Here is a 26,991-nt window from a genome sequence, read left to right on the forward strand (position 1 = left end):
TCAGCCCCTTTGCCGTGAATCAAGCAGTTTCACTGTCAAGGAGTTCGCTTCACCGTGAAACGGTGAATTCAGGCCGGAATATCAAGAGATTATGGAAGCTCAGCGCAGGCGGAGCACAGTAGCGGTGACAGTGCTCAGAGCGGTTCCGGAATTACGCTATTCATTTCTAGTTCAGGACGCGGTATGCGATTACGCGTTCCTGCGGAGCATTTCCGCCGATGCTCGCGGTCTCCAGAAGTACCTCAAAGTGAGGCATGTGAGCAGGGGATCCACCGATCTTCTGAGCAAATTCGCGAAAGGCCTCCTGGTTGAACAGGAAGTCAGCGGCGGACTCGGTTCCCGCCATACCGGATCCCTCGAAGAGAAGCGCGTCACCGGTACCGCCGACACCGTTCAGGAAGGCCAGTACGCCATAGCTGTGGTGGACGCCGTCCGGGCCTGTCTCTTCATAACTGGCCGGCTCGCCCTTCTGCGGAGATTTGTTCTGAACATATCCGCGCGAGGCCTTCCAGTCGTAATTCACCATGAAGTTGAGCTGGTTTTCAAAGAGGCTGACCCAGGGATTCGCGCCGATTCCGCCAATCAGGATGACATTCCGGCTTTTCAGGTCGTCGATCCGAACGTCTCGCGCATACCTGGTCTCGGGGTGCACCGGCATGGCCTCGGGAACTCTCGCAATGCGCATCGCCAGGCTGAGATCGGCCATGCTGGTATATTGGTGAGAGTTAAGCCAGCTTGCCGAGAGAGGAACCGGTCCGTTCGACTTGGTCACGACGGACTGGCCGGAGCTGGCCTGCAGTTTCTCCAGATAGCTGCCGCTCAGGTAGTCGTCCAGCGAAACCTGAGATCTGGTTAATTCCTGTACCAGGACCAGTGCGTCGTCGGAACTTACGATCAGTGCCTCGCGATCAGGTGTAAAAATCCGGGACCAGACAGCTCCTGCGGGTCCCTTGGAGCTTGTATCAGGAGATCGGCGAAGCGTCAGGTCCGCAACCAGGGCGGCGAGCAGAAGAACAGCCACAGCCCATCCCGCAAAGGACGAAACTGACCGTCCCTTTTTTGCCGGTTCATCTGGCTGGCTAACCGGAGTGACCAGCGTAGGGATCGATACCGGAAGAGTTGCAGCCACAGGTGGTGCTGCAGGGGGTTCGACCATTGCCGCAGGCGTATCGACCGGCAGATTCCTCTGGAAGACCGGGACATAGCCGCCTTTTGGGATAGACACGCGCAGCGGAGCGTTTGGCCGCTCGTGCTCGAAGTATTCGTCCAGTTTCTGCCTGAGCAACCGGGCCTGAGACCGTACGATGCTGTCGTCCGCTGCCTGGTAAGAGGGCGACCGGCTGAATACGTGCACGCCGATCTGCTGCTCGTTGACGCGGTCCGATCTGCCTTCGAGTGTCTCCTGACATATATATGTCAGAAAGCTCGAGAGCCGGGATGCCTTGGCAAAGGTCCGGGACGCGAGAATTTCTTCAACCAGCTTCCATCGCTCGTCGTCTCGATAGGAGCCAGGAGAGACAGGCGCGTTCGAGTTTGAAGATGACGGCAAAGGACGCGGGAAACCTCGTGAGAGATGGCTCAATGATACAAGACGCATCCGCGAAGAGATCGTCTCGCTTTTCACCGGAACCTCATCTGCATTGAATGGCCTGCTCTTTGACCGTCAAACCTCCGGTTGCACGGTGAAATGCCTTGCTACTTCGTTGCACGGCTGGCCATACTACGGCAATCCAATCAGATAGAGAGACTTACCAGGCCAGATGTGGACGCGGAGACAGTTCTTAGGAAGATCCTGCACGGGGGTCGCGGCTGCGGCTCTCGGTGTTTCCGAAGCACCGGCCTTCCAGGCGTCACAGATACAGTCGAACCCGGAGCCCGAGCGCCTTTCTCCGGCCGATGCCGCACGCGGCGTGCTCGAGCGTCAGCTGGGCAAACGGGCCGCGGAGTTTCACCTCAGATCTATCTCCTATAGCTCCGATGGGCACGAGGCCTACCAACTGCGGGCGCAGGGTGGCACCGTCGAGGTTGCCGGAACCAGCGCAGTCGCGATCTGCCGGGGCGTCTACAGCTATCTGCGTGACCGCTGCGGAGCAATGATCACATGGAGCGGCTCCCATCTGGATCTGCCGGCCCGCCTGCCCGATCAGGAGAAGATCGAGGTCGCCTGCCCCTACCGGTACGTGCAATATCTCAACCCCTGCACCTACGGCTACACCATGGCTTTCTGGGACTGGTCACGATGGGAACGTGAGCTCGACTGGATGGCGCTCCATGGAATCAACATGCCGCTCGCGATGGAGGGGCAGGAGTACGTCTGGCAAAAAGTGTGGGCCTCGTTCGGGCTCTCACAGGCTGAGATCGACGCCTTCGGCACGGGGCCGGCGCAGCTGCCCTGGCACCGCATGGGCAACATCAACCGCTTCGATGGCCCGCTGTCACAGCACTGGATCGAGCAGCACAAGCTGCTGCAGCGGAAGATCCTGGACCGGATGCGTTCGCTGGGCATGAAACCTGTGGCGCCCGCCTTCGCCGGGTTCGTACCGCAGGGTTTTCTTCGCGTCCATCCCGAGGCTGAAACCTTCACCCTTCTCTGGCTTCCGAAGGAGTTTGCCACCATCCCGCGCGATACGCGCACCTTTATCCTGCATCCCCGGCAGGAGGAGCTTTACCGCGAGATTGGCCGCCGATTCATCGAGACCTACAAGCAGACCTATGGGGAGGTCCAGTATTACCTCGCCGATACCTTCAACGAACTAGCCGTTCCAGTCACGGAGGACCACCGTTACGAGGACCTGGAACAGTTCGGAAAGACCGTTTACTCAGGCATCCGGGCCGGAGACCCGAACGGCACATGGGTCATGCAGGGATGGCTTTTTGTTTTTGATCCCTTCTGGGACCCCGCATCGGTCGAAGCTTTGCTCAGGGGCGTTCCTGACGATCGCATGCTGATCCTGGATTACTCGAATGACCTCACTCCGGGGCTTCGCGACAAGTACGCGCCCAGCCCCTGGAAGCGTTTTCATGCCTTTTATGGCAAGCAGTGGGCGAATGGCATGGCCCATACCTTTGGCGGAAATAACAACGTCAAGGGCAATCTGGCACTCATGGCGTCGGAGCCTGCGGCAGTGCTGGCCAGCCAGGAGAAGGGAAATCTCGTCGGCTGGAGTATGTGCCCCGAAGGCATCGAGACAAACGAAGTCGTCTACGAGCTAATGACCGATGCCAGCTGGCGGCAGGAACCCATCAATCTCGACACATGGATCCCTGCCTACTGTACCTCGCGTTATGGAGCCTGCCCACCGGCGATGCGCGAGGCGTGGCAGCTTCTGCTCAAGAGCGCGTACGGCGCCCATATCTGGATGACCAAGCAGGCATGGCAGGGCGAACCCAGTCTTTCTCCAACCGCGGCTTCAGTCGACTCTGGCGAGGACTACAAAAAGGCAGTGACACTTTTTCTCTCCTGCGCCTCACAACTCGGTGACGCCCCGTTATACCGGAACGATCTCATCGAATTTGTCGGCCAGGCAGCCGGGGGCTTTGCGGACGCACAACTCGCCGAGGCCACGCAGGCAATTCGCGGAAAAGAGCTCAGCACTGCGAAGTATCACGCTGCTGCGGCGTTGAAGATGCTCGATCGAATCGACGCGTTGACGAACCTTCGCGCCGACCGGCGCCTCGAAACATGGGTCGGCGCAGCCCGCGTGAATGCCGCGACTCCTGACGAGGCCGCTTTACTCGACGAAAACGCGAGGCGGCTCATCACCACGTGGGGCTGGCCGGAGTTGTCGGACTACGCTTCGCGCGTATGGTCGGGGCTTATTCGGGATTACTATGCAGCACGCTGGCGGGTCTGGTTCGACCACCAGTTCTCCGGCAGTGACTTCTCCCTAGACATCTGGCAGCAGTCGTGGCTCTCGCGGCCATATACCCCAAGCGCGCCTGTGCCCGTCCCCGACCTCATCGCCGAGGCGCAGTCGATGATGGAAACAATCCGGTAGCGCTGCTTAATCACAGGAGCTGGTTTGACGGCAGAGATTTCACAAGCAAGCACACAGGTAACCGTGGAACGGCCCCGCAGTCAGCGGCTGGTCTCAATCGACGTCCTTCGCGGTGTCACCGTTGGCTTCATGATCCTGGTGAACAACAACGGCAGCGACGATCTTGCTTATCGCGCGCTCAATCACTCTCCATGGAACGGCTTCACTCCCACCGATCTGGTCTTTCCGACATTTCTTTTCATCATGGGCATTTCGCTCGTGCTTTCGATGGTGGGCAGGCTTGAGAGCGGCGTCTCGAGGGCATCACTGTTTCCGCATGTGCTCAAGCGCTTCGCGCTGCTCATCCTTCTCGGTCTCATCGTGAATGGCTTTCCTTACTTTCACCTCGAGACACTTCGTATTTACGGCGTCCTCCAACGCTTCGCGGTCTGCTATCTCCTGGGTGTTTTGCTCCTATTTGCGACGCGTAAGATCTCTGCCATGGCTGCAATCACGGTTGCTATCCTTGTTGGATATTGGGTGCTTCTGCGGTGGGTGCCGGTGCCCGGCCATGGAGTGCCTGTACGCGACTTTCCGTTGCTCGATCGCGACATCAATCTAACCGCCTGGATCGACCGGCATGTTTTTCCGGGCCGTCTCTTCGAAGGAACGCGAGACCCGGAGGGGCTGCTTAGCGACCTGCCATCCTTTGCAAGTATGCTGCTCGGCATGATGACTGCGTTCTGGCTCCGGAGCGTGCGCTCATCCCGCACGAAGCTTGCCGGTCTCCTTGTCGCGTCTGTGGCACTTCTCGCGGCAGGTGCCATATGGAACCTAAGCTTCCCGATCAACAAGCGGCTCTGGACCAGTTCCTATGTGCTCTTCGCAGGCGGATGGAGCCTGCTTGGTCTCGCCATAACCTACTATCTCTTCGATATCCGCAAGATCGCGGTACGCCGTGCCACCTTCGCGCTGGTCTTCGGTATGAACGCGATCTCGGCCTACGTACTCTCGGAGCTGCTCTGTTCCGCCGTCAATGCCATACACATCAGCGCAACGCAATCGCTCGAACGCTGGATCTATTTCACATTCTTTGCTCCCATCGTTAACCCGGCCTTCGGATCGATGCTCTATTCGATGTGCTTCGTATTCGTCTGTTGGGTCCCGATGTACGTTCTCTATCGCAGCAAAATCTTCATCAAGCTCTAGAAAGTGGAAGGCAGTCGCCCATGCAGCGAAGAACATTCCTAAAGCGCGGAGTCGCATTCGCAACCAGCATTGGCGCGGCGCGTTATGCCTCGGCAATCGCGCCACAAGATGCACAGGCCCGGGGAAGACAGGTCATTCCGTTCGATCACAACTGGCTTTGGGCGAAATCGTCGGACACAGCTGCAACGGAGCCTGGATTCGATGATTCCGCCTTTGCCCCGGTCATTCTTCCGCACAGCAACGTCTTCGTCCCATGGCACAACATAGACCAGCTCAGCTATCAGTTCGTCTCGACCTATCGCAAGCACTTCACTCTCCCGGAGGAACTGCAGCATCACCGCATCTTCATCGACTTTGAAGGTGTGATGGTCAGCGCAAAAGTCTGGTTGAACGGCGAGGAGATTGGAGAATATGCCGGAGGGTTTACTCCCTTCAGCTTTGAGCTCACTGGCAATGTTTTCTTCGACAAGCCAAACGTATTAGCCGTCCAGGTCGACTCGCGCGAGCAGGAGGATATTCCTCCGTTCGGCTATGAGCTGGACTACCTGACTTATGGCGGCATCTATCGCCAGGTCTCCCTCCGCGCAGTGCCGAAGACTCACATCGCGGATCTATTCGCATACGGGCAGAACGTGATGAGCGAGAGCCCTGGCCTTACTGCTGCCGTTACACTTGATCGTTCAGCCGGAGATACTGAATCTCCCGAAGTCATCGAGCTCTCTCTGCTCGATCAGGACAGGGAGCTAGGTACCGTCTCCAAGCGTCTCAGGTCTGCAGATCTTAAGGCGGAAACGATCAATCTTTCTCTTAGTGATCTGAAAGGCATTCAACGCTGGGATGTCGATTCTCCACGCATGTACTGCGTTCGCGTACGTCTTCTTCGCAAGGGAATTGTTCTTGACGAAACAACCCGCTTGATCGGCTTTCGTGAAGCCGTCTTCACGCCGGAAGGTTTCCGGCTCAATGGCCGCATAATCAAACTCCGTGGCCTCAATCGCCACCAGTCTTTTCCATATGCAGGCCCGGCGATGCCGGCGCGTGTGCAGCGCCGCGACGCTTACATCCTCAAACATGAATTGAAGTGCAACGTCGTTCGCTGTTCTCACTACCCTCAGTCGCGCCACTTCCTCGATGCCTGCGATGCACTCGGCCTTCTCGTCATCGATGAGACTCCGGGATGGCAGCACGTTGGCGACAGCAATCTCTGGCGCGATCGCTATCTCGACAACACTCGCCGCATGATTGAGCGGGACAGGCATCATCCATCAATCATCCTCTGGAGCATCCGTATCAACGAGTCGCGTGACTTCCACGATCTTTATGTTCGCGTGAACAAGCTCGCCCGCTCAATGGATAGTACGCGGCAAACTACGGGAGTTCGTTACTTCCAGGAGTCCGAACTTCTCGAAGACGTCTTCTCCATGAACGACTTCAAGTTCCCGTTGAAGGCTCCGAATCATCCGCTTTACCTGAACACCGAGTTTGTGGGCGCTGAATTTCCTGTTCGTCCCGGCGACGATAATGCCCGCCATCAGGAGCAGATCCTGCGTTATGCCGAGATCTATAACCAGATCGCCGGCGATAAAGCCTTTGCCGGAGGTCTCGGCTGGTGCGCATTCGACTACCAGACGCACGCAGACTTTGGATCCGGAGATCATATCTGCTACCACGGTGTCATGGACACCTTCCGTCAAACCAAGCCTGCCGCAGGCTTTTATCGTTCGCAGTGCCCGCCTGAAGAAGAGGCGGTGCTCGAACCCGGCTTCCACTTTGCGGAGAATGATCAGCCCGGTGGCCTCGAACATGCAGTCATCTGCTCAAACTGTGAGTCGATTCGTTGTTCGATCAAGAGGGGAGAGGCATGGCATCACGTCATCGATCTTTCGCCAGATCGCTCCCGCTATCCGCATCTCGCGTATCCTCCGTTCTTCCTCACGCTGCCCGACGGCAACGATGACTGGGGCGATCTGAAACTGGAAGGCATGCTGAGGGGATCGGTTGCGATCACGCGGACGCTCTCCGCGAAAGGCATCGACCAGAAGCTGGTCGTTGCCGCCGACGATAGTCAGCTCGTAGCGGATGGCATGGACGCAACGCGAATAACGATGACTATTACGGACGAGTATGGCGCACGTCGTCCTCTGAGCAATGATCCGCTGGAGATTGCACTGGAGGGGCCAGCCCTCCTGCTGGGCACTCCAATGCTTGCACTGGTCGCCGGAACAGCCGCGATCTGGGTTCGCACCACGACAAAGCCGGGCACGATCCGGCTCTCGATAAAGCACGCCATTTTCGACACGCAGACCGTCACGATAAACAGCGTCGCTTCCGACGCGCGTGAAACCTAGGGACGGCGGTTCGAAGAATTCATGCATAGATACAGCGATCGCTGGATCTGGTTTTGAAGGAGCTTTGTCAGTTAAGAATGGTGGAGGCGGCGGGAGTCGAACCCGCGTCCGAAATCAGAGTCAACAAAGAGAGGCTCCATGCTCAGTCCTGTTCCGTTAGGTTTCGCTTTGCGTGCTCAGAACGGACAAGATGCGCGCATTGCTAGTCCGTAGATCTCGTCGTTATGACCCGTACCCAGCCATCACGACCAGCCTGCTGTGCGACGTCCCGTTGAAGCCCACAGGCAAAGCCGCAGGGGACGGCAACTTAGTTAATTAAGCTGCGAGTGCGAATTGAGGTTCGGCACTTATAGTTTTGTGAGCGATTACGGGTGTCCACACCCCGGCATGCCTCTTTGCCGCAACCAATCCCGTCGAAACCGTGACGCCCCCATGTGGCGGGCTGCCTCGTCACCGACGAAGCAGGTGTTTGCAACCTTCTTATTCTACATCGTTTCTTCGACAGCAGGCGGCGTCCGCCTACGACTTGTTGCCCAGCTTCTCGAGGTCGATCTTTTGGTACTCCTGCCGCTCGATGCCATCGCGGATCTGTTGCGGCGTTTTGCCAAGCTTCGTCATCTGGTAAGCGTAAGCGCCTTCCTTTGCGCAGGTGGAGCAGATGGCTCCGTGCGTTCCTTCGAAACAGCTATGCAGGCTCTGGTGGCCCAGGGCTTTATCGCACCGGCAATAGCAGGGAAGCTGGTAGAGCACGCGCGGGATCTTCGCCGCCTCGTGATACACCTCGGTCTGCCAGGGATAGGTGAAGTATGGCCCGCTCAGCTGCGCGCCGGACATGATGGGAGGAAGTGTGGCCGCCTTTTCAGGTGGCTGCGCGTGATATGCCGGAACGTCATCGGCGGGGTTAGAAAACTGAGCATAGCCTGCAACTGTTGCCAGAACCACTACTGCCGCCGAAACCAACCGCTTCATTCACGACCTCGCTGCCTCCATCATAAAGCGAGATTGTGAGGGCAAGGGAAGCCGGGACGGAATATTGAGCGAAGGAAAAAGGGGAGACATCGCGTCCGGAACAAAAAAAGACGGCACGAACTTTCGCTCGTGCCGGGAGGCCAGTGACGCAACTTATAAACTTTTCTGCGATTGAGGAGCCCCGCTCGAAACTCAACCGCTCCGTACTGCTTAAATCGCCTCTACATAAAATCAGATGCAAGAACTGATTTTAGGATTCCTGCTTTTCGAAAAAAACCGCGTTTTTAGCGCTTATTTTGTTGCTGCTGCCGTGGAATACGTCAATTCATATTTCACTAAGAGAAGCTTAACTGAAAACCATAGGGTGATCAAGGCCAAATATGCACAATTTTTTGTGATCGCGTTGTTTTTTCAGTTACCCGGTCGTATTCGCCACATCTGATGAATTGATGAACGAACAAGTTTTGAAAGATCATGGTGGAAAAAACTCGGGCGAAGGTCGGGGAATCTTGCAGACAGTGCTCCTGCTGGCCTGTTCCGCCGCATTCGGGGGGCTGGCGGTTGCTTTCTGGAACAGGAAGACCCTGAACCGGATGCACAGCGAACTGGAAGAGGGTTACGGCCGCGGAGGACGCGAGGCTCTTCCGGTGGGAAGAGAAGACGACATCTATTAAAAGGTTCGCAGGATGTCTTCGATGGCGCCCGCCAGGTCGAAGTCGCGCTGGGTCAGTCCACCCGCGTCATGCGAAACAAGTGCCAGACGAACCTTGTTGTAGCGGATGTCGATATCCGGGTGGTGGCCCGCTGCTTCGGCTTTACCGGCGACGGCATTCACAAAGTCCATCGACGAGGCGAAGTTCGGAAAGGTCAGCATGCGAACGATTTCGCCGCGTTCCTCCCGCCATTCCGGAATGTGTTTCAGTTTTTCCCGGACATCATCCCTGGTCAAAATCGGCATTGGCTCTCCTGCAGCAAGTTGGACCTGTCCTTAGTGGACGACGTTTCGATAGGGCAGAAAGTTGCTGCTTAAAAAGGCAAACGAGCTATCAAATCGAGTGCCCGAAGTAATACGCTTCTTCCAATTAACTCACAAGTGGGCTGCCGGCTTCCACTGTTCCTGCAAAAGAGAGCGGGGAGAATCTTCCGTGGTGGCCGATTTCGGCCCTTAATTCTTCCCACACCTGGTTTGGGATTTCCAGGTAAACCTTCACGACCTGCGGGTCGAACTGCGTGCCTGAACAGCGGCGGATCTCTTCACGTGCTGCCTCGAACGTGTCGGCCTGCCGGTAGGGGCGGTCCGAGGTAATCGCGTCCAGTGTATCGGCAACGGCAAAAATCCGTGCCCCCAGCGGAATCTCCTCGCCTTTCAAGCCGCGCGGATAGCCACTGCCGTCGAAGTGCTCCTGGTGGCTGTAAACGATTTCCGCAGCATCGTGCAGGAAGGGAATCTTGCGGAGCATCTGGTAGCCGCGGGCGCAGTGTTCGCGCATCATGACCTGCTCCTGCGCGTCGAGTTTACCGGGCTTGAGCAGGATCGCATCCGGAATGGCCATCTTGCCGATGTCGTGCAGGTAGGCGCCGCGCGCCACGGTACGCATCTGGGCCGCAGGTACATCCAGCGCCCGGGCGAGTGCGATGGTGTACGCGGTTACACGCTTGGAATGTCCTTCGGTTTCCGCATCCTTGAGATCGAGCGCGTCACCCAGCGCTTCGAGCGTGATGTCGTAGGACCGCTCAAGGTCGGCCATGGCGTGGCGCAGCATTTCGGTACGAGCAGCTACGAGTTGTTCGAGGTTATAACGATAGATCGTATTCTGTTGCACCAGCCGGCGATAATCGAGCGCCCGTTTCACCGTTGTCAGCAGCTGCTCGCGTTCAAAGGGCTTAAGAAGATAATCATATGCGCCCTTGCGCATTGCGGAGATGGCCACGCTGATGTCGTGAATGGCAGTCACCATCACGATGGGAGTGTCGGGCTGCGTCTTGCGTACACGCTCAAGCAGACCGATCCCGTCGAGGCCATTCATCATGATGTCGGAGAGGATAAGGTCGTACGGCGGTCCGTTCTTGATCAACTCCACCGCTTCGATTCCGCTGGCGGCAAGCACCGGAGAATAGTTCGATTTCTCCAGCATGGCGGCCATAACTGTTCGAACGTACGGCTCATCGTCTACGATCAGGATGCGCTCAGAAGCCATGGGTTTGATGTCTCTGCTTAAAGTGAAATACGTCAGTGCGTGGGACTTGGTTTCGTGTCTTTATGGCCGTAGACTCTCATTGTAAACAATTTGATGAATTTACAACTGCTGACACTATATTCTTAAACCGCAACATCGGGAAATATCCGGGGTCAAAAAACTCAGCGGGTCCGCTACGATACGATGTCCACCGCAATCTGTTATACAGAGAGACAGAGGCAAACTTGTACGAATTCGATGGCAAGCCAGGCAGAATCGGTTTTACTCCTGTCACAGTAACTGAGCGCGCGGAAGAACGGCTGGAAGATGTCCAGCGCGACATTTACGAAAGCCACCGGCATCGCACCTTCTCCATTGCCTACTATATGACCGGCAATGAGATCGAAGCCGAAGACATCCTGACCGACACCTTCGTCGACGCCTTTCGCGCGACACCGAAACCCCAGGGCGAAGACGTGGATCAATCTCTGGTGGGGCAACTGCGCGAACGCTTTCCTCTGGGAGAGGAGCCGATCGAGGCTCCAAAGACGAATCCCGCCGATCCCGCTCCTCAACTTTCGGGTTCGGTGCGCCGCACCGACCTTGAAGAAGCTGTGCAGACGCTGCCTTCCACCGAGCGTCTGGTCTTCCTGATGCGCGATGTGGAAGGTTATCAGCCGGGACAGGTTGCGAAGTTGCTGGAAATGACTGAGCAGCAGGTGAACCGCACGCTGTTTTTTGCGCGAATGCGGATGCGGCAGGCCCTTGCCAAGGCGCAGTCCGATCGCCAGTCCGCCGCCTGACGAGACACTCTATTCATGCCGCAGGGCTATCTGCGGATTTACTTTTGCCGCCCGCCTTGCAGGAAGCCAGCAGGCTATAAAGGTAACCGCGAACAGCGCCGCCGGGACCACTCCGAAGGTTACAGCGTCGCGTGCCGGAATGCCGTACAGGAAGCTTTGTGCGAACTTTGCCGCAGCCAACGCGGCCGGCCATCCGATAGCCATCGCGAGCAGGGTCATTGCCATGCCTCGCCGCAAAATCAGCCGCTCGACAGCACCACGTTCCGCTCCCAGCGCCATACGGATACCGATTTCCTTCGTCTGCTGACTGACAGAGTAGCTTGTCACTCCATATAGACCGACGGAGGCCAGTGCTAAACCGAGCACTCCAAAGACGGTAAAAAGCGCGCCTGCCAGCCGTGGGAGAAAGAGCGCATCGCGCAAGTGGTCTTCTATCCGCCTGGTGTTGTAGACGGCGACTGCGGGGTCGAGCTGGCGCGCCTCGTCCTTCACGGCATCGAGAATCCCTTCACCGCTGCCGCCAGGATGAATGAGCAGGAAATAGCCCAGCTCCGAAGACTCGTGCGGAAGCGTTTGCGCCAGAGAGCGATAGAGAACGAGCCGCGTTGGCTCACCGACCGTCCGCGACTTGGTGTCGGAAACGATCCCGATGATCTGGTAGGTGACGCCATCGCCGGTGACCCGCTGACCGATCGGACTTGCGCTGGCGAAGAAATAACGGGCGAAGGACAGATTGACGACGGCGGCGGCAGGTCCGGCGATTCCTTCAGTAAAGTCGTGTCCTGCAAGGAGCGGAATGCCCATGGTTTCAAAATAGCCGGGTGTGACCATGTACTCATCGGTGGACTTGCCTTGAACGCCCGGTTTGTCCTGCCCCTCCAGGAAGAATCCATCGCTGCGTCCGCCTCCGGAGAGTTGCACCATGTCAGTCATGGAGACAGAACGCACGCCGGGCAAAGCGGCGGTGCGCACTCGCAGTTCGCTCAGAAATGTGAGCGTGCGTTGCGGCGAGTAGCCCAACGTTCTTGGATCGACAGTGGCGATCAGCAGGTTCTTCGAACGGAAACCGGTGCCGATCTCGGCAGCCTTCTGCAGGCTGCGCAGAAAAAGTCCCGTCGCGCAGAGCAGGACGAGCGACATGGAGATCTGAGCGACCACCAGTGCCGACCGCAGGTTGAAGCGACGGCCGGAGCGAAGCTGAATGGCTTCTCCCCGGAGTGCTTTCGAGAGAACAGGCCGTGAGACCAGCCATCCCGGCACGAAGCCGAAGAGCAGCCCGCTTGCGGTGCTGAGCACGAAGACGCAGACGAGCACGCGCCCGTCGATGCTGACGCTGAGATCGAGCGGGACCGGCGCAGGCATATGGAAGGAAGAGAGTGCATGCGTCGCCCACCACGAGAGTGCCGTGCTGATTACGCCACCCATCAATGCGAGCATGAGGCTCTCCACCAGCATCTGGCGCAGCAGGCGCATGCGTGTTGCACCGAGAGCTACGCGGACGGCCATCTCCCTCTGGCGGCCTGCTGCGCGTGCGAGCAGCAGGTTGGTAACGTTGGCGCAGGCGATGGCCAGCACCAGCAGTACGATCACGGCGAGCGTCCCGAGAAAGAGGCGAACCACCGGTTGCGACCGAGGAGGCAAGGCCCCGGCAGCATCCAGATGAAAGCCTTGTCCGGCGTCGGTCTCGGGATCGATCTTGTCGATGTGCTTTGCCAGCGTGGCCAGCTCGGCCTTCGCTTGCGCCCGGCTGACGCCCGGCGCAAGCCGCCCGATTACCGCCAGCCAGTGGTAGTCGCGTGTGTCGCGACTGGGCATAGTGGTGCCGAAACGCTCGATGCCGCCCAGCGGAATCCAGAACTCCATGCTCAGGATCGGATCAATCCCGCGGAAGCCGTTTGGCGCAACTCCAATTACCGTGAAGGGATGCCCTGAAAGCTGGATCTTGCGGCCGATGATGGACGGATCGGATGAGAAATCGCGCTCCCACAGGCGTTCGCCCAGGACGACCACGTCGCGCTGGTCTTCATCCGGTTGAAAGCCGCGGCCGAGTTTCATGGGTATTCCGGCAACGTCGAAGAAGTTTACCGTTGCGGCCTGTCCCCACACGTGCTCGGGGTTGCCACTTCCTCCGATGGATGCGGGCAGCATATCGTCGTATGCCGCGATGCTGGAAAACGATTTCGACTGGTCACGTACATCCTTGTACAGCGGCCACGAGAACTCGTTGCAGCACTGTTCGTGGTCATGTGTGGTGCGAAGATCGACCAGTGTTGCAGGGTCGCGCACCGGTGCCGAATGCAGAACGAAGCGGCTGATCATGGAAAAGATAGTTGCGTTTGCGCCGATGCCTAACGCCAGCGTGACTGCGACGGTGATGACCAGCGCGGGATTGCGGCTGAATCCGCGCAGGGCATAGCGTATGTCCTGCGTGAGGGTCTCGAAGAATGCGCCGGGACGCGCCTCGTACATGGCTTCACGCGTTGTTTCCATGCCGCCGAAGCCGATCATGGCCTGGCGCCGCGCTTCGATGGGATGCATTCCTGCGTCGATGTTCGCGGCTATAGCTTGCTCGATGTGAAAGGCAAGCTCTTCGTCGAGCTCCGCAGGCTTGCGGCGGCGCATCAGGAAGCGGATCTTCGCGATCAGTTCGGCAATCATGGCTACGCCTCCTGTTTCTGCGCGAGCACCAGCGCGATGGCCTCGGTCATGCGGTCCCATGTAGCCAGCTCGTTGTCCAGTTGTTTGCGGCCGGCGCGGGTGAGGGAGTAGAACTTGGCGCGCCGGTTGTTCTCGGATGCGGCCCACTCCGACTGGATCCAGCCCTTGTATTCGAGCCGGTGCAGGGCCGGATAGAGTGAGCCCTGGCCGATCTGCAGCACATCCTTCGACACCTGCTGGATGCGCAGTGCAATGCCCCAGCCGTGCATGGTTTCGAGCGCCAGCGTTTTCAGGATCAGCAGGTCTAGTGTTCCCTGTAATAGATCGGCCGGTTGTGGCATCTTGCTCCCCTCGACATTCGACAATAAGCTTGCGTCCGCTCTTGTCGAATGTCAACAGGAAATGTGACGGATGACAGGCACAAGTTGTGGACGCTGTACACATTCTTCCTGTAGGGTGTTGAGAAGTTGGTCAGGGAGGCCGGATGGCGGGTGTTGGATTTTCAGAGGCGGGCGTGGAGCGTTTCCGCCTGGGTTTGCGGGCGCATGTAGAGAGCAGGCAGGTTCCGGGGCTGGTGGCCCTGGTCGAGCGCGACGGCGAGCAGCACGTCGAAATCGCAGGCCACATTGGGCTCGATAGCGATACTCCGATGACGCGTGACAGCATCTTCCGGATCGCTTCGATCACCAAGCCGGTCGCAGCGGCCGCGGCCATGATCCTGGTGGAAGAGTGCCGCATTCGTCTCGACGACTCAATCGATCCGTGGCTGCCTGAGCTGGCCAATCGCCGCGTATTGACTTCATGGTCGTCGCTGGATGAAACGGTTTCGGCCAAACGGTCAATCAGCCTGCGCGACCTGCTGACGTCCTGCATGGGCTTTGGCAGCATCATGACCGCTCCCGATACGTATCCCATCCAGAAACTGATCCGCGAGCTGCGCATTGGAGGCGATGGCCCTCCGCTGCTTTCGGCGAATTTCACGATGGATGAGTGGCTGAAGAATCTCGGCAGCCTGCCATGGCTGGCGCAGCCCGGCGAGAAGTGGATGTACCACGTGAGCATCGACGTGCTGGGGGCGTTGATCCAGCGCGTTTCCGGTCAGAGATTCGGGGCGTTTCTTCAGGATCGCATCTTCGATCCGCTGGGCATGAAGGACACTGGTTTTTCCGTGCCTGCCGACAAGATGCACCGGCTGGCGCACATGTACACGCGCAATCGGCAGACGGACAAGCTCGAACACTACGACGACCCTGCGAAGAGCGCATGGAGCGTGCCGCCTACTTTCGAATCTGCTGGCGGTGGGCTGGTATCGACGGTGGATGACTACTATGCGTTCACCCGCATGCTGCTCGACCGGGGAAGCTTCCGAAAAAGGCGCATCCTGTCCCCCGCAAGTGTTGCGCTGATGACTTCGGACCAGGTCAGTCCGCAGCAGCGCGCCGGATCGGAACTGTTCTTCGGCGACTACTCCAGCTGGGCCTTTGGGATGGCCGTCGATACGGGGCGGCGCGAGATCTATCACTCGCCGGGACGCTTCGGCTGGACCGGCGGATATGGCACCACGGCGTATGTCGACCCGAAGAATCGCATGATCGGGGTATTTTTTTCGCAGCGCATGATGGAGTCGCCCGAACCGCCGCGCGTCTTCACCGACTTCTGGAATCTTGCTTACGCTGCTATGGAGTAAGAGATGAATCTGGCAAGAGGCTGGACGACCGAGCTGAGCAGCAGAGAAGGCTGATGCGTACGCAGCGGTTTCAGCGATGTCAGAAAGAGAAGCGAGGCGTATGGCCTGGCTGCACACAGAGCATCATCTGCAGGCAGTTCGGCCATTGAACGCTACTCGATGCCGAGCTTCTTCTGCATCTGCTCGAGCGTGATGCCCTTGGTTTCGGGATAGGCAAAGAGCACGACCACGAACTGCAAGACCATCATGGCAGCGAAGAAGACAAACGGAGCCGCGAAGGAGATCTTTGCCACGTAGGGAAAGACGAGTGCGATGAGCGCATTCATGACCCAGTGCGATGAGCTGCCCAGGCTTTGTCCCTTGGAGCGCACCTTGGTGGGGAAGACCTCGCTGATGTACACCCAGATGACCGCTCCTTGCGAGAACGAGAAGAAGCCGATGAAGCCGACCAGCAGCCACATCAGGTACTGCTGGCCATGCTGCGTGTAGAAGACCGCGGCAACGCCGGCAAGCGAGGCCGTCGTGCCAACGGAGCCGATCAGCAGCAGCGTCTTGCGCCCGAGACGGTCGATGACCGTCATGGCGATCATGGTTGCCATCAGGTTCATCACGCCGACAATGACTGACTGCTTCGCGCTCGACAGGTCGCTGAATCCGCCGAAGCGGAAGATCGACGGCAGGTAGTAGAGCACCGCGTTAATGCCGGAGAGCTGGTTGAAGAGGCCGATGGTTACAGCGAGGAAGATCGGCAGGCGATATTTGCGCTGGAAGAGCGGCTCGTTCCTGGACGATCGCTCGAGGTGGATCGAGTCGACAATCTCCTTGAGCTCAGCTTCACTGTTGGGTGAGCCCATCAGCTTCAGCACTTCGCGGGCGTCATCGATGCGGTTCTGCGTGACCAGCCAGCGCGAGCTGCGCGGAATGCCGAAGAGCATGATGAGGAACAGCACCGCGGGTGCCGCGGCAACGCCCAGCTCCCAGCGCCACTCTGCCGCTCCCAGGTTCATACGGGCGATGAAGTAGTTCGAGGCGTAGGCGAGCAGGATGCCGATGACGACGTTGATCTGGAAGAGGCCGACGAGCCGCCCTCGCCATTTCGCGGGTGCAAGTTCTGCGATGTAAACCGGGCCGAGCACGGACGAGCCGCCGATGCCGAGCCCTCCGATGAAGCGGAAGAAGAGCAGGACTGACCAGTTCCAGGAGAAAGCGCAACCCAGCGACGAAATGACGTAAAGGAAGGCCATGATGCGCAGGGCTTCCCGGCCGCCGATCTTCTGGCCCAGCTCTCCCGAGGTCATCGCGCCGATTACCGTACCCCAGAGTGCAATGGAGACGGTAATGCCCAGTGAAAAGGGGGTGAGGTGGAAGGTGTCCGTCAGCTGCTGCGTGGTGCCCGAGATGACAGCGGTGTCAAAGCCGAAGAGAAGGCCACCCAGTGCCCCGACAAGCGTGCCTTTTGCAAGGTAATAATTGAACCGCATCTGTGATCGATCTCTCTCAGGCTGTCTCGTGTGCGGAAAAGGGAAGAATGCAGGAGCCGAGCAGTCCGGAGTCCGATCCCAGTTCCGCAGGCATGATGTGCGTCGCGCCGCGCGGGTTCATCTTTGCAATCGGACTATCAGGAGCCGTGAGCCGATAAACGTAGCTGCGGTGATTCACTTCCTCGAAGATGGCGGGCTTCATCAGGTCCCACGCCTTGATCACTCCGCCGCCGACGACGTAAAGGGGCAGGTTCAGGGTATTGATGAGCGCAGCCAGCCCGATGCCGATGGCGCGCCCTGCTTCGACGTAGATCTTCTGCGCGTCAGTGTTTCCTGCCTTGGCCGCTTCCGCTAGCGAACGGGCGGTCCAATCCTGGCCGACGAGCAGGGGAGCAGTGCCGTAGTCGCGGCGCTGATGCGCGGTGCGTACGATAGCAGTGGCCGAGGCGTACATCTCCAGGCATCCGTTGCCGCCGCAGGTGCAGGCCGGGCCGTCGGGGTAAATCGTCGCGTGACCGGCTTCGCCAGCCATGCCGGTTGCGCCATCCCAGATCTTTCCATTCAGGATGATGCCATTGCCGACGCCGGTGCCGAGCGTGAGCATGCAAAGCGAATGCAGGCCCATGGTGCGGCCAAGGCCGAGCTCCGCTTCGGCGAGCGCTGCGAGGTTTGCGTCGCTGTCGATGATCACGCCTTGTTCAAGGCGGCTTTCAACGGCCGAGCGCAGGTCGAAGCCATCCCATCCGGGAAAGTTCGGCAGCTTGTGCAGGCGGCCCGCGGGCAGTTCGAGAGGCCCGGGTGTGCCGATGCCGATACCGGCCAGTTCGTACTGCGAGCTGAAGCGCTCCTTGAGCGTCTTGATCGCTCCGCACATGTCGTCGACGACAGCGTCACGACCGGCAGCGAGCCGGGTGGGTAAAGCGATGGTCTCCAGCAGTCTTGCTGCGCGGGTGTAAGCGGCGATCCTGAGATTGGTTCCACCGAGATCTACGCCGATCGTAAAACGTTGGCCGTCCATCAAAATCTGTACGTCTCCCTGTACGAAAACCTTGTGAACCGAAGGCTGGTGTCTGCCTTGGTATCGTTATCTTCAAGGATACACACCAATCCGCACGGCGTGCGCCCGACCCATTGTGCCACACGGGGCCGGCAGGGCGCATCACTCGAACAATCGGGGAAATATGCGGGTATCGCCCTCGGAGAGAGGAATTATCTTGCCGTCGACTCCACGGGCAATGGCCGCATCGAGGAGGCGCGGCAGCGGTTCCTCTATCGGCTCTTCCGAAAGGCTGAAGGTGCCGTAGTGCATCGGGATCATCCAGCGGGAGCCGAGATCCTCGAAGATCTGCAATGCGTCCTCGGGGCTGGTATGGACATGGCGGAAGCTGTCCGGCTTGTAAGCACCGATAGGCAGCAGGGCGATCTCCGGCTGCAGCCTGGCGCCGACTTCGCGGAAGATGGCCGAATAGCCGGTGTCACCGGAGTGATAGACCGATCCTGCGCCGGAACGCACGACATAGCCGCCAAAGCCACGATGCGAGTCCTTCAGCATACGCGCGCCCCAGTGCTGTGCGGGAGTCATGGTGATCTCCAGGCCCTCGACGTACATCGTCTGCCACCACCGAAGGGAGTGAATTTCCTTAAAACCAAGCGCCCCGACGAGATCGGCGACCTCCCATGGCAGGATGACGGCGGGAGCGTGGCCTGAGAGCTTTTGCGTGTGGCGAATGATCTTCCTCAGCGAAGGGAAGTTCAGGTGATCCATATGCGCATGCGTCAGCAGAACCAGGTCGATGGGCGGCAGGTCGGAGATGCGGACGCCCGGCTTGCGGAGACGGTGAATGAACACCAGCCAGTAAGCAAAAACCGGGTCGATGAGGATGTTCTTTCCACCTGCCTGCAGCAAAAAGGAGGCGTGCCCGATGAAGGTGATGCCAATTTCGTCCGGTTTTACGAGGACAGGTTTTCGCTGTACGCCCTCAGGGCGCTTCAGGGAGGATTTGACGATGAGATGAGAGGCAAACCGCAGGCGGGCGCCGAGCGAAGAAGGCAAGAAGGTTCTCCCGCTGGGATGGATGCTTTGAGAATCGTCCAGGGTGCAGAAAGTCAAAGGGAACAGCCGTTGGCTGCTCCCTTTGTCGACGCCCTTTCGATGATGGCGGTTTCGGCTCACTGGGCCGGGGCCGTTTCCGTAGACTCAAAACCGATTGTCTTATGCGCACCATCGCAGAAGGGCTTGTTGGCCGAGGCTCCGCAGCGGCAGAGTGAGATTCCGGGCTTGCCGGCGACGTTCCACTCGCCACCATTGGCATCGAGGAGACGAACGGGGCCTTCGACGCGCAGCGAACCGTTCGGACGGACGGTGATCTTTACTTCGGTGACGGCTTCACCGGCGGGTGTAATCGTTTCTGACACAGAGGCTCCTTGAAACAGGTGTGATAACTGAAAGTTTATCAGCCGCGCACCGCGTTGCGGCGAAAGACACTATAAAGCGGCAGGCCGAGAAGGATGACTGCGGTTCCAATGAGCGAATTGCGCCAGTTTTCAGCGAAAGAGTAAAAGAGCAGCACGCCCGCGGCGGCGATAAACAGCGCCGGGACGACCGGATATCCCCAGACCTCGTATGACGGCCTTTCCGTTCTTTTGCGGCGATACCAGAAGATCGTGGTAGCTGTAATCATGTAGAAGAGCCACTCTGAAAAGACCGCCAGTTCGAACAGCTGCTGAAAGCGGCCGACGGCCAGCAGCAGCCCCGTCGTAAGCGAGGCCTGCACGACCAGCGAAAACGATGGACTCTGGAATCGCGGATGGATATCTGCCATTCTGCGGAAAAACAGGCCGTCACGCGCCGCGGCGAAGGGCACACGCGCCCCGGACATGATGGTTCCGTTGAGCGTGACAAGAATGCTGAGCGCCATCACAGCCGATACCAGCGCCGCGCCCCAGGAGCCTGTCACGACGGCGAGAGCAGCAATGGCCGGCCGTGGTGAAGCTGCAATCTGCGCAGCGGGCAGAATGTATTGAATGGCCGCGTTGGTCATCATGTACAGCAGCCCCACGATGCCCAGCCCGCCGAGCAGCGCGACGGGGATATTGCGGCGGGGATTCTTTACCTCGCCCGAGACCATGGTCAGGTCATTCCATCCGTCATAGGCCCAGAGCGAAGCGATGAGTGCGATCATGAATCCGCCGAAGCCTCCGATGGCACCGGGAAAGATGGTTGCAAAGTTGCTCCAGCGGCCTGAGCTGGATAAGAAGCAGAAGGCTGCGATCACTGCGATCAGGATGCCCTTCAGAACTGTAAAGACGAGCTGGAAATCCCCGGCCCTGCGGATACCGATGTAGTTCAATCCGGTGATGAGCCAGGTAACCGCGATCGCAAAGAGCTGCGACCAAAGCAGTGGAAAGGGATGGCTGAAGACGTAACCGTTGAGCCAGCCAAGCGAGGGAAAGATTGCCAGCGTGCGAGCGAGGCCAGTGGTGACGCTGGCTATCGAGGCGGGCTTGGCAACGGCGAACCATGTCCACATGTAGAGAAACGCCGTGAGGTCTCCGTACGCATTGCGCAGGTACACGTACTCGCCGCCGGTGTAGGGCATTATCGAGCTGAGCTCGGCGTAGGTCATTGCGCCGAAGAGCGAGAGCAGCCCGCCAACGATCCAGGCGAGATAGACGAGACCCGATGAGCCGGTAGCCCGCATCATCTCCTGAGGCACAAGAAAAATGCCGCTGCCTATAAGCGTGCCGACTACGATAGCCGTAGCGTGCGAAGCGCCGAGAACGCGCGGAAGATCGTCGGTGCGGCTGAGAGATGAGTCGCTCAAGCGGTCGGGGCTCCGGAGAATCGTATCGCTTGATTGTAAGCGGACAGCAGGGAACCGCCGCCGGCGCAGGGACGTAGAAAGCATGAGGAGGATCGGCCTTGCTCTACCTCGACCTTGTCACCATTTTGTCAGCAGGTCTGCTGATCGGGACCGAAGCATGTGTCTCCTTATTCATCAATCCGATCCTCTGGTCGCTGGATGAGCGCACGCAGGTGAAGGGCGTGCGGATGTTCGCAGCGAGGCTGGGAAAAGCGATGCCGTTCTGGTATGCGGCGAGCCTGATCCTGCTGGTGTTCGAGGCGGTTGTGCGGCGTCATGAAGCGGCCGTGTTGCTCTTGGTCGCCGCGGCGATGTTATGGACCTTCGTAATACTGGCAACCATCCTCTTCCTGGTGCCGATCAACAATCGACTGATAAGAGAGGCGGAGACGCTGCCCTTTGCCGACATGAAACGCCAGCACACGCGGTGGGACCTGCTCCATCGCCTGCGAGTGCTGACGTTGATTGTTTCGATGGTCTGCTTTCTGGTCGCGATTCAGGCCTGAGAAGCATCGCAGCTTCAGCGATGTGAAATGGCATGGGCTCCTACCAGTTTGATAGTGAGCCCCAATCCCGACGCGCCTAGTTCTGCAGGATCGTGAAAGTCGGCTCCGGTTCTGGAACAGCCGGGGAGACCGCGTCTCGCATCGTTCGCCATGCCCGGCCTGCGCGGTCGGAGGCGGCGAAGAGGTGGCCAGCCGTCACCGGGCCCACGACGCGATGATGCCCCACTGCAGCGAGCGCCATCGAGGCAATGCACCCGCACTGGCTGCAATCGGGATTGCCCCCGAACTGGCAGGGGCCGATGTTGGTCTTCAGATCTGCGGAGATAGACTTCGTCGTCTGCGCGAAGATGCAGTCCGATGGACTTGACGGGGGCACCAGCATTTCACGCAGCAAGGCCTCTGGCATATCGAGAATCGGGTATCGCTGGCGCAGCCGAAGCAGATCTTCTACGACATGACGGCGTTGCTCGGTGGTTAGAAGCTCCGGACCTTCTGCGCCGATCTGCGGTGTGAAGAGGCTGAACCAGATCTTCCTGATCTGTGGCTTGTCGCTCCAGAAGCGGAGAAACTCTTCCAGGTAGCCCTCACGCGATGCGATGTTGCCGGTGATGGTTGAGTGAATGGTGATCTTTGCTTCAGCGATGTTCTTGAGAATGCGCTCGTAGGTCGCGGGCTTGCGGCGCTCATCGTGCTCCGTCTGCAACCCATCGATGGACACGACAACGTTGAGTCGTTGAAAGCGGCTCCACTCTTTGGGGATAACGCGGAAGGCGCTGGTGACGAGCTGTACGTGAATGCCGCGCTGATCCAACTCGGGCAGGATGCGCTCAAGCTCACGGTAGCGCACCAGGGGATCTCCGCCGACGAGCGAAACATGTAGAGGCTTTTCGCGATCCACGAGGGCAAGAATTTTCGTGACCAGCTCATCGCCGCGAAAGTCCGAAAGCGAGCGTAGTCCTTCGGTGCCGCCGAGGTGCGCGTCGTCGAATGCATAGCATCCCGGACAACGCAGCGGGCATTCCTTGGTGATTTCGATAGAGAGCGAAGGCTTGCGGCCGTTGAGAATAGCGGTCCAGGCTTGCAGAATCTCTGATGTCTTCATTCGTGTGTAGCGCCCCCCGGGGGAAAGGTTCCAAGCCGTTTTCTATTGGACGCCGCAAACCCGAAAGTTATTCAAACTACGTGAGGCCTTTATGTGAGCCATACTGACTCACATCCTTTTCAGTAGTAGAACTTGTAGTCTTCCCAGTCTTGCTGGAACGGAATTTTCTTTCCTTTACACAGATAAATCGGGCCGTGCTCCCAGGGCATGGCAAGCGGATGATCGAGTGTGTCGACGACGCGGCACGATGCGAACTGCTTGTCCATCGTTGCCTGCGAGGACATGGTGAGCACGATCATCTCCTGCCCCGTATAACCGCGTGGCCCCCACATCCAGTAGTTCTGATGGCCGCTGATAGCGGTGGGCAATCCATACTGCGGGCCGAAAAGATTTATGGCGCTGGCCTTGCCGTAATTCGAGCCGTAGATGCCGGTGACGGCGCGCTCCTCCGGCGGCAATGAGTTGTAGATGCGAGCAACTTTTTCGACCATCTCTTTCCATCCGAAGCGGTCGGCGTAGAACTGGGGAAGGATGGTGGGGTCGTGATTCTCAGAATCCTTTGGATGCTGGCCGATGCGATTTTCAAAGGCTACAAATTTTTCTGGTGAGAGAACAGGGATGGCCATTGGGATCGTCAGTGTCAGGCCGGCGATGAGCAGCAGCGCATACGCGCCTGCGAATGCGTTTCTCCAGCCGGCAGCGCGCATCGGGCGGAACCACGCGACCGCGCCTGCGGCAAAGTACAGCGGATAGATCGGCGCGAGGTAGTAGTCCTTCGCATGCATGAGAATCATCCATGCAAGAAAGATCGGATAGAGGATGCCGAGAAAGCGGAAGCCGCGTGCGGCTCGACTCGCCATCAGCCAGATCACACCCGTAAACCATAAAAGGATGGTCCAGGGTGTCAGCATCATGACCTGTTGCTTGAGAAAGTCGATGGTGGAAAGCTTTACGTCCTTATCGCTTTTGGCAACGTCGCGCAGCCATTCGAGCGTGGGGAAGTGATGCTGAATCTGCCACAGCAGGTTGGGCAGGGCAATCGCCACTATGAGCAGCATCGCCACCGCAAACCACTTCGACCAAAGGATGCGGCGCTCTGGCGTGAGCAGCAATGCGACCAGTACGCAGACGAGAAAGAAGACTTCCGAGTCCTTGTTTTCGAGGCCGAGCCCCGCGCTGATGCCAAGCAGGATCCACCACGGCTTCGTTTCTTGTGAAGATACGGCGCGGACGATCATGATGAGCGAGAGAATGCACGTCATCCAGAAGACCGGATCGAAGCAGTTCATGGAGAGGAAGCCGTCGATGCCGAGGTAAACCCCTACGGCGATGACCCCCATCATCGAGAGAGCAGCGGCGCGGCGTCCTCCGCCAAGAGCCCAGGCGATCATGCCGGTGAGGAAAACCTTCGCTCCACCGGCAAGGGCCGGGAAGAGCCGGAGCGACCACATATGGTTGAAGCCGAAGAGCAGTTCGGTGAGGCGTGCCTGCACGGCTGCGAGCGGTGGCTGATCGACGTAACCGAAGGCGAGATTCCGTCCGCAGATGAGGTAGTACATCTCATCGCGGAAGATGCCGTAACCGGCGTGTTGCGAAACGATGTTGCCCACGATCTGCAGCAGGACTTTCAGACTCGCGAAAACGAGGCTCAGCAGCAGGACCGGGCGCAGGGATCGGGTGCGTTCTTCAGCAATCGTTTCGTGCAGCATTGTCGGGCTCACGCAGGGGGATACGCACCGTGAAGCAAAAGGTTCCCGGGTGCGGTTAGTTTATCCTCGAATCCAGTCTATGTCCGGCGAAACCATTTCACATCGTCACACGGCCCGCACCGCGGGGCTGGCGCTTTTTCTGCTGACCTGCCTGAACCTGTTCAACTTCATCGATCGCTATGTTCTGCCGGGCGTGCAGACGCTCGTGCAGAAGGAATTCGCGGTAAACGATGCGAAGATCGGGTTGCTGACGACGGCTTTCTTTTTCACCTACATGATTGCCGCGCCGCTTACCGGCTGGCTGGGCGACCGGCTTCCGCGTAAGCCGCTCATCGTGATCGGGGCGTTGCTATGGAGCGCTGCGACGCTCTACACCGCGAAGGTTCATAGCTATGAGACGCTGCTGATTCGTCATGCGATCGTCGGCATCGGTGAGGCGACCTTCAGCGTTTTCGCGCCCGCGCTGCTTGCGGACTACTACCCTGAACAGCAGCGCAACCGCGTGCTCAGCATTTTTTATCTCACTATTCCAGTCGGTGGAGCGCTGGGCTATCTCACGGGAGGCATTCTCGGAGAGCATTACGGCTGGCGCATGCCGTTCTTTGTCGCCGCGCTGCCGGGTGTGCTCATTGCGATTGCATTCTGGTTTTTCGTGCGCGAACCGGAGCGAGGCAGTGCAGACTCGCTCGCTCCCACTCTGAATCGTGCAACATTCACGGGGCTGCTGCGCAATCCCGCCTTTTGGACGGCGACGCTTGGCCTTGCCATGTGGACCTTTGCCGTCGGCGGCATCTCGACCTTTCTGCCGACTTTCTTTGTGCGATTTGCCGCGATGTCTGTCGCCAAAGCCGGGACCCTGGCGGGCGCGATCACGGTCGTCTGCGGACTGGCTGGCACCATCGCAGGCGGCTGGATCGGCCAGCGCTGGCAACGCACCAACCCGCGCGCTCTCTACCTGCTCTCCGGATGGGGCTCGCTGCTTGCGATCCCGGCAGGAGCGCTTGTTTTCTTCGGGCCGGCTTCCATGATGCTGCCCGCGGCCTTCGTGGCCGAGTTTTTTCTCTTCCTGAATACCGGTCCGTTGAATGCCTCGATAGTGAACTCGGTCGCTGCGCCGGTGCGCGCGACGGCGATTTCGCTGAACCTGCTGACCATCCACGCGCTCGGCGATGCTATCTCCCCGCACCTCATCGGGCGCATATCCGATGCATCCAATCTGCGTGTGGGACTGGGAGCCACGCTGATACCGCTTACCTTATCGGGAATCATTCTGCTCACCGGGGCGCGCTTCGCTCCTCAACAGGACTGAAGTGCATACTGTATTGCTTGCTCTTGCCATCCTCACCTGGCTGCTCGCCCTGGCATGGATATTCGCCGGGAGCCAGGCACTGTTTTGTTTGCCGCGTATGCCGGATCTTCGTGGCCCGCGCTACGCTGCTCCGCTTCCCGTAGCTTCCGGCCCGCAGCTGGCCGTGATTGTTCCCGCAAGGAACGAAGAGGACGATGTGGAAGAGTGTCTTCAGTCGCTGCTTGCGATTGAAGGCATCGAGATCGAGATTCTCGCGGTAGACGATCGCTCGACGGATGCAACCGGGGGCATCATGGACCGGGTGGCGGCGCGGGGCAGAGCGTCGGGGAAGCGAATCAGCGTCATGCACATCGCCGAGTTGCCCGACGGCTGGATGGGGAAGACGCACGCGCTGGCTCTCGCGGCGCGGCAGGCCACAGCGCGATGGCTGCTCTTTACCGATGCCGACATCATTTTTGCGCCTGACTCACTGCACCGCGCGATGAATTTCGCACTAAGCGAAAACGCCGATCATGCCGTGCTCTTTCCCACGCTGCTGCATCGGACGGCGGGCGAGAAGATGATGAACGCCATCTACCAGGTGACTGGCCTCACCGCTTCGCGTGCCTGGAAGGTCGCCGATCCCAAATCGCGGGCAACCATCGGCGTCGGCGCATTCAACTTGGTTCGCGCCGAAGCCTATCGCGCCGTTGGCGGATTCGAGAATCTGCGGCTGGAGGTGCTTGAAGATCTTCGTCTCGGTTACGAATTGAAGAAAGCCGGGTTCCGGCAGCGAGTGGCCTTCGGCCCTGGGCTGGTCAGCGTGCATTGGGCAGAGGGTGCGGGCGGCCTGATGCGTAACATTACAAAGAATGCATTCGCCGTTTTTCGTTTTCGAGTGCGGATTGCATTTCCCGCGCTGATGACGACCAGCCTCTTCCTGCTATGGCCACTGCTGGCGCTCTTCGGACCGTGGTCTCTGCGAATACCGGCGTTGGTCTGTTGCGGAATGATCGCAATGCTTTACCGGTTATATGAGCGCTGGACCGCGGTTCCTGTCCGCTATATGCTTACGTATCCGCTGGCCGCGCCGATGCTGGTTTACGCAGTGTTTCGCTCCATCATCGTCACACTGGTGCAGGGTGGAATTCGATGGCGTGGAACCTTTTACGATCTCTCCGAACTTCGCCGCCGCTCCGGCCCCATACGCTGAG

General features: G+C 58.9%; 23 protein-coding genes and 1 other RNA gene. 10 read left to right on the forward strand and 14 right to left on the reverse strand.

The annotated features are described in order from the left end of the window. Window positions 1-166 precede the first annotated feature (166 nt). Window positions 167-1,549, reverse strand: coding sequence for a hypothetical protein (locus LJD29_RS18340; protein WP_446743018.1), 1,383 nt, complete (start codon window positions 1,547-1,549; stop codon window positions 167-169). 211 nt (window positions 1,550-1,760) lie between these two features. Between LJD29_RS18340 and LJD29_RS18345 the strand changes: the two genes are divergently transcribed. From LJD29_RS18345 to LJD29_RS18355, 3 genes are read left to right on the forward strand one after another with little or no spacing between them, the layout of a single operon-like run. Further along, entirely contained in the window at window positions 1,761-3,998 is a 2,238-nt protein-coding gene (locus LJD29_RS18345) for an alpha-N-acetylglucosaminidase (RefSeq protein WP_446743019.1), read from the forward strand. 24 nt (window positions 3,999-4,022) lie between these two features. Continuing rightward, on the forward strand, window positions 4,023-5,186 hold the full coding sequence (locus tag LJD29_RS18350; protein WP_446743020.1) for an acyltransferase family protein: 1,164 nt from the start codon (window positions 4,023-4,025) through the stop codon (window positions 5,184-5,186). A gap of 20 nt (window positions 5,187-5,206) precedes the next feature. Beyond that, complete coding sequence (locus tag LJD29_RS18355) at window positions 5,207-7,534, forward strand: glycoside hydrolase family 2 protein (RefSeq protein WP_446743021.1); 2,328 nt, start codon at window positions 5,207-5,209, stop codon at window positions 7,532-7,534. A gap of 78 nt (window positions 7,535-7,612) precedes the next feature. On the opposite strand, the gene ssrA is transcribed toward LJD29_RS18355, so the two are convergent. Next, window positions 7,613-7,966: a transfer-messenger RNA gene (gene ssrA, locus LJD29_RS18360) on the reverse strand. An 87-nt stretch (window positions 7,967-8,053) separates the two neighbouring features. Then, the gene (locus LJD29_RS18365; RefSeq protein WP_446743022.1) at window positions 8,054-8,503 is read right to left on the reverse strand and encodes a CYCXC family (seleno)protein; all 450 of its coding nucleotides are present in this window, start codon (window positions 8,501-8,503) and stop codon (window positions 8,054-8,056) included. Between the two features lie 235 nt (window positions 8,504-8,738). Here LJD29_RS18365 and LJD29_RS18370 point away from each other — a divergent pair, with 235 nt between their 5' ends. Both LJD29_RS18370 and LJD29_RS18375 read left to right on the forward strand, forming a co-directional pair. After that, a complete protein-coding gene (locus LJD29_RS18370; protein WP_446743023.1) occupies window positions 8,739-8,945 on the forward strand; it encodes a hypothetical protein in 207 nt (68 codons plus the stop codon). 67 nt (window positions 8,946-9,012) lie between these two features. After that, window positions 9,013-9,177: a hypothetical protein gene (locus LJD29_RS18375; protein ID WP_446743024.1), complete on the forward strand. Its 165-nt coding sequence runs from the start codon at window positions 9,013-9,015 to the stop codon at window positions 9,175-9,177. On the opposite strand, the gene LJD29_RS18380 is transcribed toward LJD29_RS18375, so the two are convergent. After that, window positions 9,174-9,461, reverse strand: coding sequence for a 4a-hydroxytetrahydrobiopterin dehydratase (locus LJD29_RS18380; RefSeq protein ID WP_446743025.1), 288 nt, complete (start codon window positions 9,459-9,461; stop codon window positions 9,174-9,176). The two genes, LJD29_RS18375 and LJD29_RS18380, sit on opposite strands and share 4 nt — an antisense overlap. Window positions 9,462-9,585: 124 nt before the next feature. Next, window positions 9,586-10,701, reverse strand: coding sequence for an HD domain-containing phosphohydrolase (locus tag LJD29_RS18385; RefSeq protein ID WP_446743026.1), 1,116 nt, complete (start codon window positions 10,699-10,701; stop codon window positions 9,586-9,588). Between the two features lie 224 nt (window positions 10,702-10,925). Here LJD29_RS18385 and LJD29_RS18390 point away from each other — a divergent pair, with 224 nt between their 5' ends. Further along, complete coding sequence (locus tag LJD29_RS18390; RefSeq protein WP_446743027.1) at window positions 10,926-11,483, forward strand: RNA polymerase sigma factor; 558 nt, start codon at window positions 10,926-10,928, stop codon at window positions 11,481-11,483. A gap of 9 nt (window positions 11,484-11,492) precedes the next feature. Here the strand turns inward: LJD29_RS18390 and LJD29_RS18395 are convergent, their stop codons facing one another. Continuing rightward, a complete protein-coding gene (locus tag LJD29_RS18395; protein ID WP_446743028.1) occupies window positions 11,493-14,141 on the reverse strand; it encodes an ABC transporter permease in 2,649 nt (882 codons plus the stop codon). A 2-nt stretch (window positions 14,142-14,143) separates the two neighbouring features. Further along, window positions 14,144-14,482 carry a PadR family transcriptional regulator gene (locus LJD29_RS18400; protein WP_446743029.1) on the reverse strand — a complete coding sequence of 113 codons (339 nt, stop codon included), beginning with the start codon at window positions 14,480-14,482 and terminating at the stop codon, window positions 14,144-14,146. A gap of 143 nt (window positions 14,483-14,625) precedes the next feature. Here LJD29_RS18400 and LJD29_RS18405 point away from each other — a divergent pair, with 143 nt between their 5' ends. Beyond that, entirely contained in the window at window positions 14,626-15,828 is a 1,203-nt protein-coding gene (locus LJD29_RS18405) for a serine hydrolase domain-containing protein (RefSeq protein WP_446743030.1), read from the forward strand. Between the two features lie 152 nt (window positions 15,829-15,980). Here LJD29_RS18405 and LJD29_RS18410 read toward each other — a convergent pair whose 3' ends face one another. The 5 genes from LJD29_RS18410 to LJD29_RS18430 form a co-directional block, all read right to left on the reverse strand. After that, window positions 15,981-17,309: a sugar porter family MFS transporter gene (locus tag LJD29_RS18410; protein WP_446743031.1), complete on the reverse strand. Its 1,329-nt coding sequence runs from the start codon at window positions 17,307-17,309 to the stop codon at window positions 15,981-15,983. 16 nt (window positions 17,310-17,325) lie between these two features. Beyond that, window positions 17,326-18,327: an ROK family protein gene (locus LJD29_RS18415; RefSeq protein WP_446743032.1), complete on the reverse strand. Its 1,002-nt coding sequence runs from the start codon at window positions 18,325-18,327 to the stop codon at window positions 17,326-17,328. 141 nt (window positions 18,328-18,468) lie between these two features. Beyond that, complete coding sequence (locus LJD29_RS18420; protein ID WP_446743033.1) at window positions 18,469-19,362, reverse strand: MBL fold metallo-hydrolase; 894 nt, start codon at window positions 19,360-19,362, stop codon at window positions 18,469-18,471. A gap of 116 nt (window positions 19,363-19,478) precedes the next feature. Then, window positions 19,479-19,724 carry a CDGSH iron-sulfur domain-containing protein gene (locus LJD29_RS18425; protein WP_446743034.1) on the reverse strand — a complete coding sequence of 82 codons (246 nt, stop codon included), beginning with the start codon at window positions 19,722-19,724 and terminating at the stop codon, window positions 19,479-19,481. 38 nt (window positions 19,725-19,762) lie between these two features. After that, window positions 19,763-21,133 (reverse strand): APC family permease, encoded by a 1,371-nt coding sequence (locus tag LJD29_RS18430; RefSeq protein WP_446743035.1) that lies wholly within the window; start codon window positions 21,131-21,133, stop codon window positions 19,763-19,765. Window positions 21,134-21,231: 98 nt separating this feature from the next. Here LJD29_RS18430 and LJD29_RS18435 point away from each other — a divergent pair, with 98 nt between their 5' ends. Further along, window positions 21,232-21,678 carry an anthrone oxygenase family protein gene (locus tag LJD29_RS18435; protein WP_446743036.1) on the forward strand — a complete coding sequence of 149 codons (447 nt, stop codon included), beginning with the start codon at window positions 21,232-21,234 and terminating at the stop codon, window positions 21,676-21,678. Window positions 21,679-21,754: 76 nt separating this feature from the next. On the opposite strand, the gene LJD29_RS18440 is transcribed toward LJD29_RS18435, so the two are convergent. After that, window positions 21,755-22,780 carry a radical SAM protein gene (locus LJD29_RS18440; protein WP_446743037.1) on the reverse strand — a complete coding sequence of 342 codons (1,026 nt, stop codon included), beginning with the start codon at window positions 22,778-22,780 and terminating at the stop codon, window positions 21,755-21,757. A 119-nt stretch (window positions 22,781-22,899) separates the two neighbouring features. Further along, a complete protein-coding gene (locus LJD29_RS18445) occupies window positions 22,900-24,489 on the reverse strand; it encodes a glycosyltransferase family 39 protein (RefSeq protein ID WP_446743038.1) in 1,590 nt (529 codons plus the stop codon). Between the two features lie 79 nt (window positions 24,490-24,568). On the opposite strand from LJD29_RS18445, the gene LJD29_RS18450 reads away from it, so the two are divergent. Together LJD29_RS18450 and LJD29_RS18455 are read left to right on the forward strand one after the other, a co-directional pair. Next, a complete protein-coding gene (locus tag LJD29_RS18450) occupies window positions 24,569-25,798 on the forward strand; it encodes a spinster family MFS transporter (protein ID WP_446743039.1) in 1,230 nt (409 codons plus the stop codon). Between the two features lies 1 nt (window position 25,799). Next, window positions 25,800-26,990, forward strand: a complete 1,191-nt coding sequence (locus LJD29_RS18455) for a glycosyltransferase family 2 protein (protein ID WP_446743040.1) — start codon at window positions 25,800-25,802, stop codon at window positions 26,988-26,990. The last annotated feature ends 1 nt before the right edge of the window (window position 26,991 follow it).

This window comes from Silvibacterium acidisoli (genome assembly GCA_022870745.1).
Classification (GTDB): Bacteria; Acidobacteriota; Terriglobia; order Terriglobales; family Acidobacteriaceae; genus Silvibacterium.

What these genes read in the sequence shown, in the direction of transcription:
- LJD29_RS18345 (WP_446743019.1), top strand. Translation starts at nt 1,761, where the DNA reads ATGTGGACGCGGAGACAGTTCTTAGGAAGATCCTGCACGGGGGTCGCG.
- LJD29_RS18355 (WP_446743021.1), top strand. Translation starts at nt 5,207, where the DNA reads ATGCAGCGAAGAACATTCCTAAAGCGCGGAGTCGCATTCGCAACCAGC.
- LJD29_RS18365 (WP_446743022.1), bottom strand. Translation starts at nt 8,503, where the DNA reads ATGAAGCGGTTGGTTTCGGCGGCAGTAGTGGTTCTGGCAACAGTTGCA.
- LJD29_RS18370 (WP_446743023.1), top strand. Translation starts at nt 8,739, where the DNA reads ATGCAAGAACTGATTTTAGGATTCCTGCTTTTCGAAAAAAACCGCGTT.
- LJD29_RS18380 (WP_446743025.1), bottom strand. Translation starts at nt 9,461, where the DNA reads ATGCCGATTTTGACCAGGGATGATGTCCGGGAAAAACTGAAACACATT.
- LJD29_RS18385 (WP_446743026.1), bottom strand. Translation starts at nt 10,701, where the DNA reads ATGGCTTCTGAGCGCATCCTGATCGTAGACGATGAGCCGTACGTTCGA.
- LJD29_RS18395 (WP_446743028.1), bottom strand. Translation starts at nt 14,141, where the DNA reads ATGATTGCCGAACTGATCGCGAAGATCCGCTTCCTGATGCGCCGCCGC.
- LJD29_RS18400 (WP_446743029.1), bottom strand. Translation starts at nt 14,482, where the DNA reads ATGCCACAACCGGCCGATCTATTACAGGGAACACTAGACCTGCTGATC.
- LJD29_RS18405 (WP_446743030.1), top strand. Translation starts at nt 14,626, where the DNA reads ATGGCGGGTGTTGGATTTTCAGAGGCGGGCGTGGAGCGTTTCCGCCTG.
- LJD29_RS18410 (WP_446743031.1), bottom strand. Translation starts at nt 17,309, where the DNA reads ATGCGGTTCAATTATTACCTTGCAAAAGGCACGCTTGTCGGGGCACTG.
- LJD29_RS18415 (WP_446743032.1), bottom strand. Translation starts at nt 18,327, where the DNA reads ATGGACGGCCAACGTTTTACGATCGGCGTAGATCTCGGTGGAACCAAT.
- LJD29_RS18440 (WP_446743037.1), bottom strand. Translation starts at nt 22,780, where the DNA reads ATGAAGACATCAGAGATTCTGCAAGCCTGGACCGCTATTCTCAACGGC.
- LJD29_RS18445 (WP_446743038.1), bottom strand. Translation starts at nt 24,489, where the DNA reads ATGCTGCACGAAACGATTGCTGAAGAACGCACCCGATCCCTGCGCCCG.
- LJD29_RS18450 (WP_446743039.1), top strand. Translation starts at nt 24,569, where the DNA reads ATGTCCGGCGAAACCATTTCACATCGTCACACGGCCCGCACCGCGGGG.